The organism is Shewanella sp. MBTL60-007, assembly GCF_019654915.1.
Taxonomy (GTDB): Bacteria; Pseudomonadota; Gammaproteobacteria; order Enterobacterales; family Shewanellaceae; genus Shewanella.
The window spans coordinates 1-315 of record NZ_BPET01000210.1 but is presented as its reverse complement, the minus strand read 5'-3'; the positions used below and the strand labels follow the sequence as shown (position 1 = coordinate 315).

Annotated in this window: 2 tRNA genes; both read left to right on the top strand. The window is 50.2% G+C overall.

The features are described from left to right. Positions 1–41 precede the first annotated feature (41 nt). Positions 42–117, top strand: a tRNA-Glu gene (locus K5Q92_RS24095). Positions 118–195: 78 nt separating this feature from the next. Next, a tRNA-Glu gene (locus K5Q92_RS24090) sits at positions 196–271 on the top strand. Positions 272–315: the final 44 nt, after the last annotated feature.

Genomic DNA, 315 nt, shown 5'->3' with positions numbered 1-315 from the left:
AATGAGTATTCACTCTTTGGTAGAGTATAACGCCAGTCCGGGTCCCCTTCGTCTAGAGGCCTAGGACACCGCCCTTTCACGGCGGTAACAGGGGTTCGAATCCCCTAGGGGATACCACAATTTATAAAGCGTTGAGTTTTAGCCTACAGAGCTCAATGAGTATTCACTCTTTGGTAGAGTATAACGCCAGTCCGGGTCCCCTTCGTCTAGAGGCCTAGGACACCGCCCTTTCACGGCGGTAACAGGGGTTCGAATCCCCTAGGGGATACCACAATTTATAAAGCGTTGAGTTTTAGCCTACAGAGCTCAATGAGT